This window comes from Paenibacillus sp. WC2504 (assembly GCF_052682475.1).
The window spans coordinates 1468730-1489272 of record NZ_JBQZFH010000001.1; the positions used below are offsets into that span (position 1 = coordinate 1468730).

Sequence of the window (20543 nt, forward strand, 5' to 3'; positions counted from 1 at the left end):
CAACCTGGCACAAGCAAGATCACGAAAGCCGGTGCACAACGTGAAAAGCAGAACGCTAAGGAGGCATACATCATGAAAAAACAAATACTCACCCTAGCGCTGGTTCCAGCACTTATTTTCGGCGCAGTTACCGTTCCTATGGTCAAAGAAGCTTCGGCTGCTACGACAACCACAACCGGACAAATCGTAAGCTCCGTCAGTTTCCGCCAAGGTGCTAGTACGGATGCAGCACGTATTCGCTACTTGAAGGCAGGCGAGAAAGTGACCATCTTGTCCAAAGTGAATAGTTATTGGTACAAAGTAAGAGCGTCCGACGGCAAGGAAGGTTATGTAAGCACCGATTCCAAATACATAAAAACGTCTAGCGTGACAACGCCGGATGATTCCGACAATAACAGCGGGTCAGCGACAACCGGACAAATCGTAAGCTCCGTCAGTTTCCGCCAAGGTGCTAGTACGGATGCAGCACGTATTCGCTACTTGAAGGCAGGCGAGAAAGTGACCATCTTGTCCAAAGTGAATAGTTATTGGTACAAAGTAAGAGCGTCCGACGGCAAGGAAGGTTATGTAAGCACCGATTCCAAATACATAAAAACGTCTAGCGTGACAACGCCGGATGATTCCGACAATAACAGCGGGTCAGCGACAACCGGACAAATCGTAAGCTCCGTCAGTTTCCGCCAAGGTGCAAGTACGGATGCAGCACGTATTCGTTACTTGAAGGCAGGCGAGAAAGTGACCATCTTGTCCAAAGTGAACAGTTATTGGTACAAAGTAAGAGCATCCGATGGTCAGGAAGGTTATGTAAGCACTGATTCCAAATACATTAAAACTTCAGGCGTAACACCGCCGGGCGATTCAAACAATAACGGTGGTACAAGCGGCGGCTCCGTCACTGAAAAAGCGCAAAAAGTGATTGCTGCCGGTAAAAAATACTTAGGAACACCTTATGAATATGGTTCTAGCCGTGATAATACCAATACGTTTGACTGCTCTGACTTCGTTCGTCAAGCTTTCTTGGACGGCATTGGCTTAAAACTGCCAGGCGATTCCAGAGGGCAAGGGAGTTATGTGAAATCGCTTGGTAACGCCAAAACCGATTGGCATGATTTGAAACCCGGCGATCTGATGTTCTTCATGGATTACAAAGGGACAAGCAAGTCGAATTACAGTGGTATTGATAAATCGAAACAAACGATCTCACACGTGGCCATATACTTAGGTAATGGGCAGATTTTATCGACATATTCGAAAGAAAGCGGCGGCGTTCGCATTGATTCCTTTGAAAATCGTCACTGGGAGTACCGTTTCTTATATGGCGGGAGCGCCCTTTAAATGTCAAAAAGCAGACTTCGATTCTATTCGAAGTCTGCTTTTTTTATACTTCCATAGGATCAACGAATGGATGCCAATGAATGGTTGGTAAATGACTTTGTTCGTTTACGCCAGCAGAGCCGATCCAGGGGGTTGTTGTAGGTCCAACATCTAAATAATGCTCCAGCAAATTGCGGAAAATAAATGGAAGAGGACGTTCAAGAACAAGATCTTTCGGAACCCAGTGCAGCTCACCTTCAGGGGTCGTGATACGGGGATTTACATCGGTGGAGCCGACGTAGAAAAACTGCTGCCGAACTTCTTGTCCATTCAAACGCAGTAAAATATACTGCAAGCGAAGTCCTTGAATTTCATCGTGTTCTATGCCAGTTTCCTCCCATATTTCACGTAAGCACGCGGCACGCGGGTTGTTCAGTTCATCTGGCTCTAAATGGCCCCCGATAGCGGCCCACAGTCCAGGGGACAGTGTGCGCGTTAAAGAGCGTTTCATCATTAGCAATTCATTCCGGCTATTCCATAGGAGAGCGGTAGACATCATACGCAATGTAATCATGGTGGCGATCCCTTTCTTTTTCTAGTACACTCAGCTTAGCACAAGTAAACTAGCTCCTGCAAAGAAGCTAGTTTCAGAGTAATTTGCCTATTGCTTCAGACCTCGCGATTCGATATAATGTCCTCTATAGGTAAACAATAGTCTTTCTAGAGAGGACGGTAAGGTCGTGCCGGAAAGCAAAGAGTTTTTACAAACGATCAAGCACACCGGTCCTGAGAGGTACTACTTAGTCCGGGAAGATATTTTGCCAGAAGGTGTACTGAAGACGGTACAGGCCAAAGAGCTGCTCGCTCGGGGTGAAGTGAAGACGATTCATGATGCCGTTGAACAGGTTGGGCTCAGCCGAAGCGCTTTTTATAAGTACAAGGATGGCATTCATTCGCTAAATAAGCTGGAAAGAGAGCGTATCGTAACGATATCGATGGATTTGGAGCATCGGTCAGGGATTTTGTCCCGCGTTCTTGCGCTTATCGCTAATTTGGAAGGGAATGTGCTTACGATTCATCAGACGATTCCACTGCAAGGGATGGCCAATGTCGTCATTTCGGTTGAAACCTCAACGATGGGGGAAGAGATTCGTCAAATTTTGGATCGGCTGCAATCGCAAGAAGGAGTCAAGCGTGCCATGATTATCGGTCAGGGCAGTTAAGATAAAACATATTACTATTCGGGAGGACAAACGAAATGAAACCGATCAAGGTTGGATTACTGGGACTAGGCACAGTTGGAACAGGTGTCGTACGTATTATTGAAGGTCATCAAGAGGATTTACACCGTCAGACAGGCTCTGCGATCGAAATTGCCAAAATTTTGGTGCAAGATAAATCAAAGCTTCGCAACATTTCCGTAGACGCGGACAAGCTGACGGAGAATGTTTGGGACGTCATCAGCGATAGCGAAATTGATGTTGTTGTTGAAGTGATGGGCGGCGTTTCCGCTACGAAAGATCATATTCTAACGGCTCTTGGCAATGGAAAGCACATTGTGACGGCGAATAAGGATCTCATGGCGATGCATGGCGCTGAAATTTTGGCAAAAGCAGCTGAGCACGGATGCGACGTTTTCTATGAAGCAAGTGTTGCCGGCGGTATTCCGATTATTCGTGCACTTGTAGAGGGCTTCTCCTCTGACCGTATTACGAAGATCATGGGGATTGTTAACGGAACAACGAACTATATTTTAACTAAAATGAGCCAAGAAGGCGCTGCTTACGCTGATGTGCTGAAAGAAGCCCAAGCGCTTGGTTATGCAGAGGCTGATCCGACTTCCGACGTTGAAGGTCTTGACGCTGCCCGCAAGATGACGATTCTATCCACACTTGGCTTCCATGCCAATGTTAGCCTTAGCGATGTTGAAGCAAAAGGAATTTCTAAAGTAACAAAAGAAGACATCCAATACGGCAAGAAATTAGGGTACGAAGTGAAGCTGCTTGGTATTGCTGAAAATCATGACGGGCATATCTCCGTGAGCGTTCAGCCTACGATGGTGAAGAGCTCCCACCCGCTTGCTTCCGTAAACGGCGTGTTCAATGCCGTGTACGTGACGGGCGAAGCGGTTGGCGAGACAATGTTTTACGGAGCCGGCGCAGGCGAGCTGCCTACAGCAACATCTGTTGTAGCGGATTTGGTTGCCGTTGTCCAGAACTTGAAGCTTGGAGTGAGTGGACGCAGGGTGCTTGCCCCTTACAAGGAGAAGAAGCTGAAAACAGATGAGCAAATTGCATGCAAAAACTTCATTCTTTTGCACGTTGAGGATAAAGCGGGTGTTCTTGCACAAATTACACAAATTTTTGCTGAGCATGAAGTCAGCTTGGAATCCGTCTTCCAGCATCCGAATAAGCACAACCCGAAAGCTGAAATTATCATCATTACCCATGACGCCAACCAAGCCAGCATGAAAAATGTACTGAAACAGTTTGAATCCATGGACGTTATTCACGCCATCAAAAGCGTCTACCGCGTTGAAGGCTAATCTATTGAAAAGAGGCGCAATTTCGAAATGAGTTATAAGGCAGTGCAAAAGGTAAGAGTGAAAGTGCCGGCAAGTACGGCAAACTTAGGTCCTGGCTTTGACTCACTGGGGATGGCCTTGAATTTATATGCCTGGATTGATATGGCCATCTCGGAGCAAACCACGATTGATTTGATCGGTGATCAAATGCACGGGATTCCGACGGACAAGACGAACCTCATTTATAAAGTCGCGCAAATGGTGTTTCAAGAAGCCGACGTCTCCCACCCGGAACTGTACATCTCGATGTACAGCGATATCCCACTAACCCGCGGACTGGGCAGCAGCGCGTCAGCGATTGTTGGCGCCCTGGCCGGAGCCAATGCATTGATTGGCAATAAGCTCACAGAATATGAGCTGTTCCAAATTGCAAGCCGCCTCGAGAAGCACCCAGACAATGTAGGAGCAAGCCTTTTTGGCGGCATCGTGGTTGCGTTCTGGGACGGAGAGAAGGCGGAATCCATTCGGATCGAGCCGGACCCGAACTTGGAGGTGCTGGTGGCAATCCCAGCCTTCCAACTGGCTACAGAGAAGGCGAGAGGCGTTATGCCGAAGCAGGTAGCCATGAAGGATGCGGTGTTCAACCTCAGCCACTCATCGCTGCTTGTTGCCGCGCTAATCACAGGCAACCTGGGGATGATCCGTCATGCCATGAAGGACGCGCTGCATCAGCCATACCGTGCGCCTCTCATTCCCGGCATGAAGACGCTGCTAGAGCAAGCCGAGAATCACGGCGCGCTTGGGGTTGCGCTTAGCGGAGCGGGGCCAACTATGCTTGCACTAGTGGACCAGCGAAGCGGCCGCAAGGCGGAGTTGGAAGGATTTCTGAAAGAGACGCTGGCTAAAGAAGGTATCGAGGCACAGACGTTGTGGCTAATGCCAAGCCGTGAAGGGGTAACAACGACTGCGCTGCAGGAAAACGACGGGGATCTCCAGTCCTTCGTAGACAAGGAGGTTCATGCATGAAGCGAGTCGCGATTCTTGGACCCAGCACTTTTTCGGAAGAGGCTACCCGCCATTTTTTGGGCGAGGACTTCACCTACGTTTCTTATAAGTTAATTTCCGAAGTATTCAACGCGACGTCGTCCGGTGAAACGGATCTGGGCGTTATTCCAATCGAAAATACACTGGAAGGCTCGGTCCATCTGCATGTGGACTGGCTTGTTCACGAAGTGGATCTTCCGATTCGGGCGGAATGGGTGTTTCCCATTGATATGAATCTCATCGGGTACCCTGGTCCTGAGGGGAGAGCGGATGAGTCGAATCCATTCGGATATATCCGCAAGGTGCTGTCTCATCACGTTGTGCCTGCACAGTGCAGCCGTTTTATGAAGCAATATTTAAGCGGAGCGGAATTTGAACAAGTCAGTTCTACGGCAGAAGGAGTGCGAATTGTTTCTTCTCTTCAGGATCCTTCGGTTGCAGCCATAGGAACGGCCATTGCTTCTACGAACTATGGCGTGCCTATGCTTCAAAAAGAAATCCAGGACCACAAAGACAACATGACGCGTTTCTTGCTGGTCGGCAAGGAAGCTTCCGAGTTGAAACCCTCGGAAGACATGAAGACGACGATTCTCGTCACGCTGCCGGAAGATTATCCGGGCGCTCTTCACCAGGTGCTCTCAGCCTTCGCATGGCGGAGAATCAATCTTTCCAAAATTGAGTCCAAGCCAACGAAGAAAAAATTGGGCACTTATTATTTTTACATTGATATAGCGGGCTCTTTGGACTCCGTTCTGCTCCCGTCGGCGATTCAAGAAATTGAAGCGATTGGATGTCAGGTCCGCATATTAGGTTGTTATCCTAGCTATCCCTATAAGAATTAACTCAAAGATCCTCCGGCTCTCTAGCGCGGGGGATTTTTTTTGTCCGAGAGGGGCAAAAGCCTAGAAACGTGCATAAGATGTAATATCATTGTGAATATGTAGGTGGCTTAGCTAGCAGGGTTTATGAAAAATTGCTTGAGAGTAAGCTTCCAAAGCCAGTTTTTTCTAACGAAAAAAGGAGGTAAGGTGTTGAAAATCCATATTGTCAAAAAGGGAGATACCCTGTACGAGCTTGCAAAAAAATATCATAGTACATTGGATCAGATCATTGCGATCAACCCGCAAATTGCAGACCCCAATGTGCTGGACATCGGCATGAAGGTGAAGATTCCATCCAAACCGAAGCCGGTTGATCCACCTGCGTCAGAGTTCGTTTACAAGCACATTGTTCAGCAGGGAGACAGCTTATGGAAGCTTGGAAAAGCCTGGGATGTACCTCTGCAGGCGATGATTGCGGCTAATCCGCAGCTGAAGAATCCTAACGTACTTATGACAGGGGAAGTTGTATTTGTTCCCAAAATGCAACATGGAGCTGCGGACACGACGCATCATACCCCTTCAAAAGCGTCGTCGATGCCTTTCGATCATATGCCTGAGGCACAGCCGATGACGCCGAGCGATGCGAGTCCGCCGCCATATATCCCGGTTCCGGAAGAAACGATGCCAGAGGCCATGCAACCAATGCCAATGCCAATGCCGATGCAACCAATGCCTGCTGTTCCTGCACCTGCGCCAGAGCAGACTTTGATGCCTGAGGTGCCAAGTGGAGAGCCAGAGGATATTGCGCTGCAAGAACCATACGAGCAGCCAGCTACTCATCCTTTCAAGCAGTTTCATATTACTGCGACGGAAGTATTCGCTTATCCAGAGGCTAACCAGCAAGAAGCAGCAGCGCATCCAGCATTTATGCCGTATCAACAGCAGCCATGGCAGCAAGCGCCTCACCACGCTCAGATGCCCACGTTCCCTGTGAGCAACGAGGGGTGCGGCTGTGGGGGTCCTGCCATCATGGAGCAGCCATGGATGACAGGACCAGAAGGATTTGCTACTGGCCCATTAGGAAATCCATGGGAAGGGCAGCATCATGGTTACCATCATGGCATGCCATCAATGCCGAACATGGCTGATATGAACACAATGCCATCAATGCCGAACATGGCTGATATGAACATGATGCCATCAATGCCGAATGTGGCTGACATGAACACAATGCCATTTATGCCGAACATGGCTGATATGAACACAATGCCATTTATGCCGAACATGGCTGACATGCAGACTATGTCGTCTATGTCTAACATGCCGTACATGCCTGACCTATATCCGCAAGGAACTCCTTTTGACATGGGGCAGTCCGGGCATAATCCGTTTGCTTTTCAACCGGGTCCTTATGGAATCCCTTATGCTGGAGCTCACTATCAAGCGCCTTTCGAGTCGCCTATGATGCCGCAAGTTCATACGCATGAACTTACGAAAGAGAGCGACAAAGATGAAGTCGTAGAAATCGATATTCGCACTAACAAGCAGGCGAAATCCAAAAACAGCGGCGGCTCCTCTAAAAAAGCGAAATTGACTGGAACAGACGCGCTCAATGCCTTCGTAAGACGTCAGCAAAGAGCCGTCTTAGAGTCGCAGGAATCCAGACCAAATGTTCCTTGGATTAATTTCTGAATAACAAAGAAGCCTCCTAAGTCCACAGTTCGTGGATTGGGAGGCTTTTTATTATTTTAGCTGACGGAACCATTATGCAATCATTCCGATGGTGAAGAAGACCATAAGGCCAACGACGAAATTCATGCCCCATTTCTTGCGGAGCAGCTCCCGCCCGCGGTGCAGACGAGTTTTTACCGTTGTAATCGGCAAGTTAAGCTTGGTGCTAATTTCTTGAAGCGAAAGCTCCTCCAGATAATAAAGCGTAATGACGCTTTTGTATTTGTCGGCCAATTTATTAATGGAAGTGTGCATGTGATCTTGGATTTCTGTTTGCAGCACAGCGTGCTCCGGCGATTGATCCTGGCTTGCGAGTTTACTGTAATAGCTGTAATCATCGTCATGATCGCTCAGCTCAGCATCTAGGGATTGAACAGGCCGCTTTTTGCGCAATAAATCAATGGCGACATTTTTGCCGATCCGATAAATCCAAGTAGAGAAGTTCTGGCTCTCATCGTAGTGATTCAAATTCAAGTAAACGCGAATAAATGTCTCCTGAACGATATCCTCCGAATCAGGTCTGTTATGAAGCATGCGGAATGCAAGCTTTTGTATTTTATTCCGGTATAACTCGACTAATTCAACGAAAGCGTTGCGATCGCCTCGTCTGGATAATTGAATTAATTGAAGTTCTGCCACATTCATGGTGTTTCCCCTCCTTAGCGTTTTCGTAAGAAAACTGTCTTCGAAAGATCAGGCTTAGCGTTTTCTTATAGAAAAGCGGCTGGCAGCCTTTTCAGATATATATCGTTTTTCATGAATAAGTATTAGAATATTTCATCTACTTCTGACTATATCATTTCTGTGGCAACAGTCAAATTTTATAGTTATTTTATACTCAGGACATTCCCATTATTTCCCGAATTTATGGATGTTTGGTTACTTTTCATATCAGTGGTCGGATATGAGGCTGAAGTTGAGCGAGGAGTGGGCACACCTTTTTCAATTTTGAGTACTTCATTCCAAATAGCAACGGCTCCCCATAATAGGACAACTCCAATAATCAGGAGTGTTGTACGCTTGATTCGTCTTTTACCTTTCATGATAGAGCTTCACCGTCCGTCTTGATTGGTTTGATGCTACTCTCCCTATGGTAAATGATGTATAGCGTCTCATGCAAATGGAAACAATACGAAAAAAGAGAATAGAAGGGGATACCAGTGAATGTACAACGTTTTTTGAAGCATTGGAAAAGAAGGCTGCGCTGGAAACGCAGTTGGTTGACATTAGGGATGATCTTCCTTATAGGTACGGTTTGTTGGATCGGATACGCAACAGATGGTTTTTCAGGTGCAGACCATTCTCCGACTCAAGCTACGATGGCTCAATTAACGCCGGAAGACGATGAGCGTCTGAAAGAAGCGGAAGCAACGCTGAAGCGGATTACAGATACCAGGGAAAGCTACTTGATTAAATCTTACGTTTGCGGTGAAGAGAAGAGCACACTTGGTCAGCAAACCTCAGAGCAGCTGCTTGATATGCAAATGAAACATCCGAACTGGCTGCTCAATGTCAGTCCGAGCGGAGAGGTCACATTTACCGAGAACATTGAAGATTTATCTCCGGCATGCAAAGAGAAAGCGGTATTCGGCATCGACGGCAGCAGCAATCTCTCGTTGTTTAACGGCACTCCCGCCAAAGATAACGTCATTCGGACATTTTTCCAACTAAACATCAAGCATTTGGAAAGCAGCCTGCCCCCGGATACGGTGGAAAAGCTGCGCGAGGGCATTCGCATCTCGGATATGGAGGAGTATAATAGCGTATTATCAACATTCAGCGATTATGCCGTGGAAGAAACAGAAAAAGCAATGACTAGACCATAATGAAGCAAAAAGGTGAGGTAGATAAGGGGAAATCCCGAGTCTATCTCTTTTTTTTGTTATCTGCTATAATGAGAAATGACTACATATGTTCGCTTTTTTTAGATGGGAGAGAAATGCTGTGCGTATTCTGGGGATTGATCCGGGGATCGCGATTGTAGGTTTTGGCTTTATTGATAAAATTGGCAGCAAGCTTGTTCCTGTGCAATATGGTTCAATTCAGACGGAAGCACATACCGATCCGGGTCTGAGACTGAAGGATGTCTACGACGCTACAACGCAATTGATAGAAAAGTATAAACCGGACGCTATGTCCATAGAGAAGCTTTTTTTTAACCGAAATGTAACGACGGCATTTACCGTAGGCCAAGCACGCGGTGTCATGATTTTAGCGGGTGTTCAGGCAGGTCTGCCAATAGCGGAATATACGCCTCTTCAAGTCAAGCAATCCGTTGTCGGCTACGGGAATGCGGAGAAGAAGCAAGTCCAGGAAATGGTCAAAATATTGCTCAAACTATCGCAGGTGCCTAAGCCTGATGATGTAGCGGATGCTCTGGCAATCGCTATTTGCCATGCACATTCTTCAGCTTTGCAATCTAGAATAAATGAGGTCAGAAAAAGATGATAGATTTCTTACGAGGAAAAGTGGCGCTGCGCGAGAGCGAATATGCTGTGCTGGATGTGAACGGCGTAGGTTATCGAGTATTTTGTCCTAATCCCTATGCACTTTCGCATAAGGATAATGAAGAAGTTACGATGTTCATTCATTATCACGTGAGGGAAGATGCTCACTTGCTATTCGGATTTGTCTCACGAGATGAGCAGGCTTTATTCCGTTTGCTGCTGGATGTGACGGGGATTGGACCTAAAGTAGCTTTAGGTATCCTTGCTGCGGGCGGACGACCGGAAGCCGTTATTTTGGCAATTAGCCAAGAAAATTTGGCATTCCTAACGAAGCTGCCAGGCATCGGCAAAAAGACGGCGCAGCGGATTATTTTGGACCTTAAGGACAAATTAGGTTCAGTGACGTTCTCGAGTCCAGAAGCTGCTGTTGCTTTAAGCGTTGTCGGCTCAGCCCAAATTACGGAGGGCGGGCAAGTTTGGACGGAAGCGAAAGAGGCTCTGATGACGCTTGGTTACACGGAAGCGGAAGTGGACCGCGCGTGGCTGCAAGTGAAGCCCAAAGCAAATCCTTCGGATTCTACAGATGTTTTGATGAAGCTTGCGCTGCAAGCCTTGTATACGATGTAGCAAGTATTAGCCAATGAAGAAAGCTTTCCTAGGGAAAGCTCGTAGGAGGATCACCATGGATAATGACCGGATTATATCAGCTAACTTGATGATGGAGGACAACGTCATAGAGTACAGTCTGCGTCCCCGTTATTTGGCTGAATATATCGGCCAGAAGCAGGCTAAGGAGAACCTCAAGATTTATATTGAAGCCGCCAAAATGCGCAAGGAAGCGTTGGATCACGTGCTGCTTTATGGACCGCCGGGGCTCGGGAAGACGACCCTGTCCAATATCATCGCCAACGAGCTTGGCGTGAACATTCGAACAACCTCCGGCCCCGCCATTGAGCGGCCGGGCGATTTGGCTGCCATCCTAACGAACCTGCAGGAGGGCGACGTGCTGTTCATCGACGAAATTCACCGCCTCCACCGTACGGTGGAAGAGGTGCTGTATCCGGCGATGGAGGATTTTGCCCTTGATATTATCATCGGCAAGGGGCCGAGCGCACGCTCGGTGCGGCTGGACTTGCCGGCGTTTACGCTGGTCGGCGCGACGACGCGCGTCGGTTTGTTGTCTGCGCCGCTGCGCGACCGTTTCGGAGTCGTCAGCCGGCTGGAGTTTTATACGGTGGAGGAACTCACCTACATCGTCTCCCGTACGGCCGACATCCTGCAGGTCGGCATCGTCGGTGAAGCCGCGCGCGAGATCGGCATGCGCTCGCGTGGAACACCGCGTATCGCGAACCGCTTGCTGAAGCGGGTTCGCGATTTCGCGCAGGTGAAGGGCGATGGCATTATCACGCTGGACATCGCCAAAGAGGCGCTGAAGCGCATCCAGATCGATGACCTGGGTCTGGATGAGATCGACCATAAGATGCTGAGGGCGATCATCCAGAGCTTCCAAGGCGGCCCTGTAGGGCTGGAGACGATCGCTGCCACCATCGGTGAAGAGAGTCAGACGATCGAAGACGTCTACGAGCCGTATTTGCTGCAAATTGGATTTTTGCAGCGTACGCCGAGAGGGCGAATCGTTACGCCGCAGGCCTACCATCATTTGGGCTTGCCGGTGCCGGAACAGCGGTCATGAGGAACACGAGAGGGAGCCGGGAGGCTCTCTTTTTTCGTTCCTTGTTGCCGTCGTCTCCGTGTCCTCGACACAGTGAGTTACACTTGGGGCAGAAACTCGTTACTTCCAGCCTGCATACCTGAAGTAAGTGACTCGTTCTACTTTCAGTTTCTATGCCTGCACCGCTCGCTTGTCCAACTTTCTGTCTCTATTACCCCTTGCGAGCACAAGCCATCGGCTAACGGACTGAGATGACCCTATTTGCCACTTTTGTCGCAAAATTAGCATCTAACGGACTCAAGAGCCGCTATTGAGCATGAATATGCTCAAAACAGCCACAAAGTCCATGAATAACGTCACCTCGGTCCGTTAGCACCTCAATCCAGCCGAATTTGCCCAAATAACGGATTCTGATTCCGTTACAGAGTTGAGGCTACACGGGCGACGTCAGAGTTGTTGTTTCGTTATGACTGAGCAGCAAATCGGTTGTTTACCATTTTATTCTACTAAAAAGCAAAACTTCTGCGCTTTGCTAGAGTCTAACTTAGTAGAATGCTGCAAAAGAAAGGAAATATTGTCGAATGAAACTAACAAAAAAGCTGTTAGCCCCCAGAACACTAGCTTTGATTACGACGGCTGCTTTAACGTTTGGAACAGTTCCAGTGTTGACGATCCCTGCGCATGCAGCGGGAATATCGCATTTGGATGAAGTGCGTGTTGCCTTATTCATAGATTCTGCCAAATATAAATTAATAGAACCGGTTACGACACTCAGCTCGACTGGCGGAATGGATATCAGTGTACGCAGTACAGCAGGTGCCGCCGAACAGCTCTGGCTTACTCTCCAAGACAGCACCATCCGCATGTCATTGGATCAGTATAGTGTCATGATGCTGGAAACGACGGACTTCGCTGCTGCTAAGGGATTAAGTACGAAGCTCGCCACGATGTCTGCGGATGGTTACGTGTTAAGCCGGATGAAACAAGGGAAAACGGTGTTTCAGGTATTTTACGGCAGCTTCCCTACGATGGAAGCAGCAGAAAGCGCTTCAGCCCAAGCGCTAAAAGATGTGACAGTGGCTGCGTTCACGAAGCAAGCCCCTCCTGCAGTGACAGGGCCGCTCCATTTAAGCGCGGGTACGTTTGCGTCAGAGGCTGCTGCTTTGCAGCAAGCGGCTGTTTATGCTGGAGCTGGCATTCAAGCGGACTTAGCCTTGCAAGAGGATGCAACAGGTAAGCCGGCATATAGTGTATGGATCGGCAATGAAGCAAGTCCTGCTCAGTTAGAAACGGTGAAGCAGGCCGCTATGCGTGCGGTTCCTGCCATTCCTTTGCAAGCTGCCAATACGAAGGCATCTTATCTCATTCGCAAATCAGACGTAACCGTATCGGCAAATGGAACGACACCTGTCCCGCATTTCGCAGCAGGAGCTGGCCAGCAAAGAACATTGATTCACTCCAAAAGTGAAGCGATTACTGTGAAAGAAAAAGCAGACCGCAAATATCGTGGCGACATGGAAATAAGTACTTATCAGAATAAATTAGCATTGGTGAATGAAGTGCCGATGGAGTCCTACTTATATGGCGTGTTAGGTGCGGAACTTGGCTCCGGATGGCCAGCAGAGGCATTGAAAGCTCAAGCGGTCGCAGCCCGCACGTTTGCCATTAAACAAGGAAATAAATATGAAATTGCTCAAGTGACGGACACGACGTTAGATCAAGCTTATTACGGCATGCAAAAAGAGTTTGTGGCAGGCAATCAAGCGGTCGATGCCACGAAAGATGAAGTCATTTCGGATAAAAGCGGATTGATTTCTCCGGTGTTCTCATCGAATTCCGGGGGGAAGACCGCAGATCCATCCGAGGTTTGGGGAAATTCTGTAAGTTATTTGCGCAGCGTGGCTAGTCCTGATCAAGGAGCGGAAAAAGGCAAAGCGACATGGTACCGCATTCAGTTGACGGATGGCCGTCTGGGTTATGTCTCGGCTGAGTATTTGAAAGATACGGGTCAGAAAGACAAGAACGGAACTCCTTACTATGAGTCTACCGATCAAAATGTAAATGTTCGTTTGGCGCCGTACGTGGACAATGCAGCGAATCCCTCCATTGATCAGCTTGCAGCTAAGGAAAGAGTACTCGTCATAGGTCAGGAAAAAGAGTCTAATGCCTACTCGTGGATGAGAGGTCCCTATACGCCGAGTGAGATGAAAAGCAAATTAACAGCGGCAGGGGTACAGATCAACGGTGAACTAACATCTCTAGAGATATCTGCACGCGGCCCATCAGGAAGGGTTACAGAGCTCAAAGCAAATGGCGTTGTAGTGAAAGTGCCATATCCTGACGCCCTGCGCACTGTGCTTGGAGGCTTGCCCAGCACTCTGTTTGAAATTGAAGGAGCAGGAAGTTATACTGGTAGTACCCCGCAAGGAGCGGATCTGGCGATCGTGGGGGGCGGAAGTGCCGAGACAGGCACTACCAGCGCTGACTCCGTCTGCGTGCTTTCCGGTAATCAATCCCAGCCGACCTCGCTCAAGAAATCGGATTTGACTGCTTTAGGCACCAATGGGTTGGCTAAACCAACGGATTCAGTAGGAACCCCAAACACACCTTCGGTAACACCAACACAAGGCAAACAATTCGTATTCCGCGGCACAGGATATGGCCATGGCTTAGGAATGTCCCAATGGGGAGCAAGAGGTTTTGCTGAACAAGGCTATGATTATAAAAAAATACTTCAGACATATTATGCTGGAGTCAACATAACTAAGGAATGAATACACACTCATGGATGTACAAGCATTTGACTTTGAATTACCTGAATCATTGATTGCCCAGACGCCGCTGCTTAATCGCACGGCGTCTAGACTGCTTACGCTGAATAAACAGACCGGAGCAATTGGTCATCAGACTTTTGAACAACTCATTGATTATCTGGAAGCCGGGGACTTGCTCGTGATGAATGACACACGAGTTATTCCAGCACGGCTCTTTGGCATGAAGAAAGACACGGGTGCCAAGGTTGAGCTTCTGCTACTGAAACAGCTCGGTGAGGACCGTTGGGAGGCCCTGGTGAAACCCGGGAAGCGCATGCAGCTGGGGGCTGTGGCCGTTTTTGGCATGAACCAGGAGGGGACTCAGGAGGAAGAGCCTCTGCTAACGGCGGAAGTCGTTGAAGTTGGAGATATGGGAGCACGTGTGCTTCAATTCAGCTACAAGGGCATTTTTAATGAAATTTTGGATCGCTTAGGGGAGATGCCCCTGCCTCCTTATATTAAAGAACAGCTGCCGGAGAGGGAACGCTATCAAACCGTGTATGCGAAGCACGAGGGCTCGGCCGCGGCGCCGACAGCAGGACTTCATTTCACAGAGGCTTACTTGGAGAAGCTGCAAGCGAAGGGGGTTCGTCTTGCATTCGTCACTCTGCATGTGGGTTTAGGCACATTTCGTCCTGTGTCCGTAGACACCATTGAGGAGCATCAAATGCACGCGGAGTATTACGTGCTTTCCGCTGAAACCGCAGCGGCGATCAATGAAACCAAAGCGAACGGGAAACGTGTTGTTGCTGTAGGAACAACATCTGCCCGTACGCTGGAAACAGCTGCAGGTCTTAGCCGTGAGCAAGGAGGCTTTGAAGCTGGGAAGCCATTAGTTATCCAGCCTTCGCAGGGATGGACGAGTATCTTTATTTATCCGGGATATAGCTTTGGGGTCGTGGATGCTCTGTTAACGAATTTCCATTTGCCTAAATCAACCCTGCTCATGCTGATTAGCGCTCTGGCTGGAAGGACGCATATCATGCAAGCTTACGAAGAGGCTGTACGAGAGCAGTATCGCTTTTTTAGCTTCGGGGACGCAATGCTTATTTACTAATAGAAACAAAGACTAGAGGAAGTTTAGAATAGGAAGTGGATGTCATGGCAGCAGCAGTAACGTACGAACCGATCAAAACTTGTAAACAATCCGGTGCCCGCTTGGGCCGGGTTCACACCCCGCATGGCGTCATTGAAACGCCGGCTTTCATGCCGGTAGGCACGCAGGCTACGGTAAAAACGATGAGTCCGGAAGAGTTGAAAACGATGGATGCTCAAATTATTTTGAGCAATACGTATCATCTATTCATTCGTCCTGGTCATGAGATCGTAAAATCCGCGGGCGGATTGCACAAATTCATGAACTGGGATCGCCCTATTTTAACGGATAGCGGTGGGTTCCAAGTGTTTAGCCTGAGCAACATGCGCAAAATTACCGAAGAGGGCGTTACGTTTAAGTCCCATTTGAACGGTGACAAGCTTTTTCTCTCGCCGGAAGTAGCCATGGAAATACAAAACGCGCTTGGTTCCGATATTATGATGGCCTTCGATGAATGCCCTCCGTTCCCGGCAGAGTACGATTATGTGAAGAAATCATTGGAACGTACGACACGCTGGGCCGAGCGCTGCCTGAAAAGTCACAGCCGACCGGAAGACCAAGGTTTATTCGCCATTATCCAGGGCGGGATGCATGAGGACCTGCGCAGAATGAGCGCCGAGCAGTTGACTTCCATGGATTTCCCGGGGTATGCTATTGGTGGACTGAGCGTTGGAGAGCCTAAGCATTTGATGTATGAAGTGCTTGATTATACAGCACCGTTGATGCCGGCTAACAAACCACGTTATCTTATGGGGGTGGGTTCACCCGATGCTTTAATTGAAGGCGCTATCCGCGGGATCGACATGTTCGACTGCGTATTGCCTACAAGGATTGCCCGAAATGGGACTTGCATGACAAGCGAAGGCCGTCTTGTGATTCGAAATGCGAAGCATGCGACGGATTTTGGCCCACTGGATCCCAAATGTTCATGTTATACCTGCACAAATTACAGCAGAGCATATATTCGTCATTTAATTAAAGCGGATGAAACCTTTGGAATCAGATTGACAACGATTCATAACCTTCACTTTCTGCTACAGCTTATGCGCGATGTCAGAGGGGCCATTATGGAAGATCGCTTGCTCGATTTCCGTGATGAATTCTTTGCGTCCTATGGGCTGAATGATAATGAAAGAGGATTTTAAGAAAGGAGGATACCTATGTTTCTATTGGCTGAAACTACAACTGCGAATACTGGCGCGGTAGGATATTTGTATACATACGGGCCGTTAGTGCTCATGTTCGTAGTTCTCTATTTCTTACTTATTCGTCCACAGCAAAAAAGACAGAAAACACGCAATCAAATGCTCGGCTCTTTGAAAAAAGGAGATAAGGTCGTTACGATTGGCGGTCTTCACGGCACGATTATGGAGATCACCGACGACATTTGTGTGCTTCGTGTCAACGATGCAACGAAAATGACTTTTGATCGTTCTGCCATCAATGCTGTTTCACAAACAACAGCAAAGGAATAAAATAAAAAAGCGAGAACCTTCATCAGGCTCTCGCTTTTTGTTTGGCTTTTAAAGCTCATTATTTTTAAAAGATCGTTTAAGCAGTGCTTGCTCGCCAAGAATGAGACGTCCTTCGGAAATGCGCAGTCCTAATCTTGCTGCTACTACACCTAGCACGACACCGGCACACATATCGGATAACCAGTGGATACCGAGATAGAAAATCGTGAAAATGATAAAAGCTGAGGAAATCGGAACGAAAATTTTCCAAAATGTATTGCGGCTCTTCACAGCAATGACGGCCATCGATACGGAGATCGATGTATGCAGGCTGGGGAAGCAATTATCCAATCCCGACAGCGGGCGATAGTCCTGCTCGAAGGTTGGGAACACATCGAGAATAAGCAGCTTAACATTTGGATGAAATGACCAGACTTCATTAACTGGAAAGAACAGATAAAACGGAATGGCTATCATATAGTTGAACATGAGCGCGTAACAAATCGCGTAGAACAATTTATAATTTTTCTGAAATGTATAAAGGGCAATGGATGCAATCATGACGGATGGAAAGATCACGACGTAGAAATAACTGCTAATCACGGTCAATATATCATTGTGGAAGAAATGTTGAATCGCAGAAACAAAGTTTCCTTCTATGCTATAGATTGATTTGGTAAAATCAGCTTTATAGTCAATTCGTTTTTCGACCCACATCTCAATTTTATTGAAAAAAAGGATTGTGATGAGTGCTGCGAAGTGAATTAAATACTTGCGGGATGAAAATATTTCTTGAACGAAACTTCCTGCGATAACAAACGGATTTTTACGTGTTGCGGCAATTAGAAAGACGATGACAGTAATTACTATATAGACCGTCGCATGTGTCATAGACTGAAACGGGCTCATGGTGTTTTCCCCCTAATATTGGAAATTATTGCGAATATAACTATGATAGTATACCACAATCAAAGGGGGATAGTGAATTTTCACGGAAACGTCTTATTTCTGCGTGTTAACGCCAAGGATGCCTCCAAGTGCTCCTGCTGCAAATAAAATACCGAGCAATTGCAGGGATTGAAGATTCAATCCTGCGTCAAAAGCTAGAAAACCAACCAAGAAAATAAGGATAAAATAGACGAATCCGACGAGTCCCCCGTGGTACCAGCCGCGGTTACCGGCTCTTTTTCCTGAAACCCAGCCTCCAATAAACAGTGCTGCAGCATGAATTATCGTAGTTAACGTATGCAAGGAACTCTCTTGTGTGCTAGTTAGCAGCAAAAATAATGATGTTACTATTGTCCCAATTGTCATCATGCTTAATGAATAGGCAAGTCCGGAAAATAAAGGAGATGTTATACGAACCTGACTGACCGTTTTCATGGGGTTCACAGGCACCAATCCTTTCTTATATTCGTTCTTTTCATTATCATCATTGTATGGCCAAGCACATAGAATTAGTACAGACTGTTCAAAGGGAAGGTGGATAAATATGACGGAATTTTCTCAAGGACCCGCTCTATGGCAGGCTATTGCAGCTCTTATTATTTTTGTTGCCGCTTATATTTGTATCTTGATTGAGAAGTGGGACCGTACGTATACAGCGCTTGGAGGAGCCATCCTGATGCTTCTGCTGGGCGTTGTTCCAATTGGAAAGGCGCTTACAACATACGCGAATTGGCATGTTCTTTTATTCCTTGTTGGTTTATTCGTAATTGCCGGCCTTTTTCAGAAAACAGGACTTATCGCATTCGCTGCAAGCAAAATCATACGCGTGTTTCGGTTACAGCCTTTTACGATATTAATAGGTTTGTCGATACTGGCCGCTGTAACTTCTGCCTTATTAAGCGCTTTGCTCGCCATCGCTATTATTGTTCCGATCCTGCTCAAAACGACGAAGATGATGAAACTGTCGCCTGTACCTTTTTTGATTTCCGTATTGTTATCGGCGAATCTCGGTGGTGCAGCAACGCTTATGGGCAATTGGTCGAATAGGCTGATAGGTGCATCAGAGCATATAACAACAGGGGAGATGCTATTAAAAGTCGGACCGCTGGTTATTCTCATGTTGGCCATCGTATATCTAGCCACTTGGTTTCTCTATGGAAGGAAAATGATTATTCCTGAAACGTACAAGCGGGAGGTGCTTAGTTTACAGCCTAATACATACTTAACGGAAGATCGCGCCCAATTTATCGGTGGCTGCGCCATTGCCGGGGTAACGCTGCTTGCTTTTTTATTGCAAGGTATTTTGGGTTGGCAAGCTTCCTATATTGCTGCAGGTGGGGCAGTAGCGCTAATTGCACTCATCTATCAGGACTTCATTCAGCTTTTCAAAAAGAGAGACTATCGTTCCTTCTGGAGTGGGCTATTAGAAACACAGGGTTTGTTTTTTCTAGGATTGTTTATTATGGTTGGCGGATTAACGTATGCCGGGATATCGGGATTTATCGCTGTTAGAGGGTTGGAATTGAGCCAAGGCTCCATATCATTCTTATCCATGCTTTTGTTATGGTTAACGGGGTTTGGTTCATCGGTTGTGGATTATGTACCTTATACCGCGGCTATGATTCCTGTAATAGAACATATAGGAACAGAAATGAAGAGTTTTTCCCAAGCATCCATTCAGCCTCTGTGGTGGTCCATCATTATTGGAACCGCGATTGGAAGCGGGGTTACGCTCTTCGGTTCGATATCGAGCATGTATGCGGCAGCACTCGCGGAGCAAGAAGGAGGAGGGCTTAATCCCCGTAATTATTTCATGATTGCAGGGCCGATCTCCTTGGTTTTATTCATCGTAGCTACGATCTATTTCAAGTTATTTCTGTTGTAATTCCCAACAATTGAATACGTAAAAATTGCATGATGAAGTGCATGAGCGGTCAGAATACCAGTGAACTCCGAGAACAAGCAAGTAGCTTAGATCAGGGAGGCTATCGATGGATATTCTGACCATTTTTTTACGTACCGTGCTGATCTACTTTGTCGTTTTTCTAATGCTCCGTCTGATGGGGAAGCGGGAAATCGGGAAGTTATCGCTGTTTGATCTGGTTATTTCGATTATGATTGCCGAGATTGCCGTGTTCGTGCTTGAAGATGTAAAGAAGCCAATCATGGATGGGATTGTCCCGATGGCAACACTGGTGCTGATCCAAATCATCATCGCCTATGTCACATTAAAGAATAGAAATCTCCGGATTCTATTTGACGGGAAACCTAGCGTGATCATCAAACAAGGATTGATCGACCGTGAAGAAATGAGGAAACACCGTTATAACCTGGATGACTTAATGCAGCAGCTAAGGCAAAATAAGATCATGAATGTCGCAGACGTGGAGTTTGCCGTTCTTGAGCCCTCGGGGAAGTTAAGCGTAGTGGAGAAAAGCTTGAAAGCGAAAGAGACAGCGATTGACGAACAAGGCCTGAAAGGCACCATTCGATATGAGGGACTACCGCTGCCTCTCATTATGGACGGCAAAGTACAGGACGATAATCTGGAGAAAATAGGAAAAACGAGATTTTGGCTAAAAAACCAGCTTCAATTCAAGGGAGCGCGCGATTTCAAAGAAGTGTTTTACTGCTCTATTGATCACAGGGGTAGAATGTTTCTTGACCGCAAAAGATAGA

At 47.3% G+C, this 20543-nt stretch carries 21 protein-coding genes; 16 read left to right on the plus strand and 5 right to left on the minus strand.

The features are described 5' to 3' along the window. The first annotated feature begins 72 nt into the window (after positions 1-72). Positions 73-1335: a C40 family peptidase gene (locus ACUN27_RS06700; protein WP_445558587.1), complete on the plus strand. Its 1263-nt coding sequence runs from the start codon at positions 73-75 to the stop codon at positions 1333-1335. Between the two features lie 43 nt (positions 1336-1378). Here ACUN27_RS06700 and ACUN27_RS06705 read toward each other — a convergent pair whose 3' ends face one another. Continuing rightward, positions 1379-1888 carry an NUDIX hydrolase gene (locus ACUN27_RS06705; RefSeq protein WP_315953603.1) on the minus strand — a complete coding sequence of 170 codons (510 nt, stop codon included), beginning with the start codon at positions 1886-1888 and terminating at the stop codon, positions 1379-1381. A 166-nt stretch (positions 1889-2054) separates the two neighbouring features. On the opposite strand from ACUN27_RS06705, the gene ACUN27_RS06710 reads away from it, so the two are divergent. The 5 genes from ACUN27_RS06710 to ACUN27_RS06730 all read left to right on the plus strand — a co-directional run bounded on the left by ACUN27_RS06710 (position 2055) and on the right by ACUN27_RS06730 (position 7395). Then, positions 2055-2537 carry an ACT domain-containing protein gene (locus ACUN27_RS06710; protein WP_246069137.1) on the plus strand — a complete coding sequence of 161 codons (483 nt, stop codon included), beginning with the start codon at positions 2055-2057 and terminating at the stop codon, positions 2535-2537. A 35-nt stretch (positions 2538-2572) separates the two neighbouring features. After that, positions 2573-3859 (plus strand): homoserine dehydrogenase, encoded by a 1287-nt coding sequence (locus ACUN27_RS06715; RefSeq protein WP_127455320.1) that lies wholly within the window; start codon positions 2573-2575, stop codon positions 3857-3859. 27 nt (positions 3860-3886) lie between these two features. Further along, entirely contained in the window at positions 3887-4864 is a 978-nt protein-coding gene (gene thrB / locus ACUN27_RS06720; protein ID WP_445558588.1) for a homoserine kinase, read from the plus strand. Further along, positions 4861-5724, plus strand: coding sequence for a prephenate dehydratase (gene pheA, locus ACUN27_RS06725; RefSeq protein ID WP_326062987.1), 864 nt, complete (start codon positions 4861-4863; stop codon positions 5722-5724). The genes thrB and pheA overlap by 4 nt, the downstream gene beginning before the upstream one ends. A gap of 189 nt (positions 5725-5913) precedes the next feature. After that, complete coding sequence (locus tag ACUN27_RS06730) at positions 5914-7395, plus strand: LysM peptidoglycan-binding domain-containing protein (protein ID WP_445558589.1); 1482 nt, start codon at positions 5914-5916, stop codon at positions 7393-7395. 72 nt (positions 7396-7467) lie between these two features. On the opposite strand, the gene sigW is transcribed toward ACUN27_RS06730, so the two are convergent. Together sigW and ACUN27_RS06740 are read right to left on the minus strand one after the other, a co-directional pair. Next, on the minus strand, positions 7468-8079 hold the full coding sequence (sigW, locus tag ACUN27_RS06735; protein ID WP_127455323.1) for an RNA polymerase sigma factor SigW: 612 nt from the start codon (positions 8077-8079) through the stop codon (positions 7468-7470). Positions 8080-8261: 182 nt separating this feature from the next. After that, on the minus strand, positions 8262-8477 hold the full coding sequence (locus tag ACUN27_RS06740; protein ID WP_445558590.1) for a hypothetical protein: 216 nt from the start codon (positions 8475-8477) through the stop codon (positions 8262-8264). 117 nt (positions 8478-8594) lie between these two features. Here ACUN27_RS06740 and ACUN27_RS06745 point away from each other — a divergent pair, with 117 nt between their 5' ends. From ACUN27_RS06745 to yajC, 8 genes are all read left to right on the plus strand, one after another. Beyond that, positions 8595-9260, plus strand: coding sequence for a BofC C-terminal domain-containing protein (locus ACUN27_RS06745; RefSeq protein WP_315953598.1), 666 nt, complete (start codon positions 8595-8597; stop codon positions 9258-9260). A gap of 118 nt (positions 9261-9378) precedes the next feature. Beyond that, positions 9379-9882: a crossover junction endodeoxyribonuclease RuvC gene (gene ruvC / locus ACUN27_RS06750; protein ID WP_127455325.1), complete on the plus strand. Its 504-nt coding sequence runs from the start codon at positions 9379-9381 to the stop codon at positions 9880-9882. Beyond that, on the plus strand, positions 9879-10508 hold the full coding sequence (ruvA, locus tag ACUN27_RS06755; protein ID WP_127455326.1) for a Holliday junction branch migration protein RuvA: 630 nt from the start codon (positions 9879-9881) through the stop codon (positions 10506-10508). Before ruvC ends, ruvA begins: the two co-directional genes overlap by 4 nt. 55 nt (positions 10509-10563) lie before the next feature. Then, entirely contained in the window at positions 10564-11574 is a 1011-nt protein-coding gene (gene ruvB, locus ACUN27_RS06760; RefSeq protein ID WP_127455327.1) for a Holliday junction branch migration DNA helicase RuvB, read from the plus strand. Between the two features lie 560 nt (positions 11575-12134). After that, complete coding sequence (locus tag ACUN27_RS06765; protein ID WP_445558591.1) at positions 12135-14327, plus strand: SpoIID/LytB domain-containing protein; 2193 nt, start codon at positions 12135-12137, stop codon at positions 14325-14327. Between the two features lie 10 nt (positions 14328-14337). Continuing rightward, positions 14338-15423, plus strand: coding sequence for a tRNA preQ1(34) S-adenosylmethionine ribosyltransferase-isomerase QueA (queA, locus tag ACUN27_RS06770; protein WP_315953596.1), 1086 nt, complete (start codon positions 14338-14340; stop codon positions 15421-15423). 44 nt (positions 15424-15467) lie between these two features. Then, positions 15468-16607, plus strand: coding sequence for a tRNA guanosine(34) transglycosylase Tgt (gene tgt, locus ACUN27_RS06775; protein ID WP_127455329.1), 1140 nt, complete (start codon positions 15468-15470; stop codon positions 16605-16607). Positions 16608-16622: 15 nt separating this feature from the next. Further along, positions 16623-16937 carry a preprotein translocase subunit YajC gene (gene yajC, locus ACUN27_RS06780; RefSeq protein ID WP_157319197.1) on the plus strand — a complete coding sequence of 105 codons (315 nt, stop codon included), beginning with the start codon at positions 16623-16625 and terminating at the stop codon, positions 16935-16937. 48 nt (positions 16938-16985) lie between these two features. Here yajC and ACUN27_RS06785 read toward each other — a convergent pair whose 3' ends face one another. Next, the gene (locus ACUN27_RS06785; RefSeq protein ID WP_315953594.1) at positions 16986-17825 is read right to left on the minus strand and encodes a phosphatase PAP2 family protein; all 840 of its coding nucleotides are present in this window, start codon (positions 17823-17825) and stop codon (positions 16986-16988) included. Positions 17826-17918: 93 nt separating this feature from the next. Next, complete coding sequence (locus ACUN27_RS06790; RefSeq protein WP_315953593.1) at positions 17919-18299, minus strand: TIGR04086 family membrane protein; 381 nt, start codon at positions 18297-18299, stop codon at positions 17919-17921. A 109-nt stretch (positions 18300-18408) separates the two neighbouring features. On the opposite strand from ACUN27_RS06790, the gene ACUN27_RS06795 reads away from it, so the two are divergent. Both ACUN27_RS06795 and ACUN27_RS06800 read left to right on the plus strand, forming a co-directional pair. Continuing rightward, the gene (locus tag ACUN27_RS06795) at positions 18409-19749 is read left to right on the plus strand and encodes an ArsB/NhaD family transporter (protein WP_445558592.1); all 1341 of its coding nucleotides are present in this window, start codon (positions 18409-18411) and stop codon (positions 19747-19749) included. Positions 19750-19855: 106 nt separating this feature from the next. Next, the gene (locus tag ACUN27_RS06800) at positions 19856-20542 is read left to right on the plus strand and encodes a DUF421 domain-containing protein (protein ID WP_127455334.1); all 687 of its coding nucleotides are present in this window, start codon (positions 19856-19858) and stop codon (positions 20540-20542) included. Position 20543: the final 1 nt, after the last annotated feature.